Genomic DNA, 209 nt, shown 5'->3' with positions numbered 1-209 from the left:
CTGTAGAGGATGCATTAGGAATTGAAATTCCTAAAAATGCTAATTATATTCGCAACATTATGGCTGCTAGTCAAAATGTACATGACCATGTGGTGCATTTTTATCACTTACATGCTTTAGATTGGGTAAGTCCGGTGGCGGCTTTGAAAGCTGATCCAGCGGCAACGGCTGCTTTGCAAAATACAGTATTAGATAAATACTCTTTAAAC

General features: G+C 38.3%; 1 protein-coding gene. It reads left to right on the top strand.

What is annotated here, in order from left to right; all coding sequences use genetic code 11:
- Positions 1-209: nickel-dependent hydrogenase large subunit (locus HMI57_RS18790; protein WP_171587472.1), on the top strand; the 209-nt coding region annotated here is incomplete at both ends.

It is taken from the genome of Arthrobacter sp. 260, assembly GCF_013116745.1.
GTDB lineage: Bacteria > Actinomycetota > Actinomycetes > Actinomycetales > Micrococcaceae > Arthrobacter_D.
This window is presented reverse-complemented; position numbering and strand designations above follow the sequence as displayed.